We start from the raw sequence: 464 nt of genomic DNA, 5'->3' as shown, positions 1-464 counted from the left end.
GAGATGCTGGGCCTCGTCTCCGTCGACATCGACGCCGCCCGGCCGGCGGCCACCCCGGTTCACGACGGCGTCGAGGTCACCAGCCTGGTGGAGCCGTCGCCGGGCGGGAGGCTCTACGTTGCGTGATCCCGCCCGCCTCCCGCGCCTGGCCGCGATGCTCCTCGCGGCGACGCCGGCCCTGGCCGACGCGCCGCCCGAGATCGCCGCGTGGCTCGCGCTGCGCGACGAGGCCCTCGTCGGGACGGTGGGGACGGCGCCCGCCGCGGCGACGCCGCGCCTGCCGCTGTCCGAGCCCGCCGGGCCGCCGGCCGCGCCGCAGGTCGTGTCCTCGGACATCCGGCCGGCGCTGGCGCAGATGGCCCTGGCGGTCGGCGCGAGGGGCCAGGCCGAGATCGCCGCCGCGCAGCCCCCGGGTGGGCCGGGCGCGATCTACCTGCTGACCGGATCGACCAGCCTCGCCGGCC

1 protein-coding gene is annotated in these 464 nt (G+C 79.5%); it reads left to right on the top strand.

Translation table 11 applies throughout. The annotated features are described in order from the left end of the window. Positions 1-118: 118 nt before the first annotated feature. The coding region (locus D7Y13_RS42525) for a hypothetical protein (protein ID WP_208734609.1) at positions 119-464 on the top strand (346 nt) is incomplete at its 3' end.

Source organism: Corallococcus praedator (genome assembly GCF_003612125.1).
Lineage (GTDB): Bacteria > Myxococcota > Myxococcia > Myxococcales > Myxococcaceae > Corallococcus > Corallococcus praedator.
The sequence above is the reverse complement of the archived record's forward strand: the minus strand, read 5'-3'. Positions and strand labels throughout refer to the sequence as shown.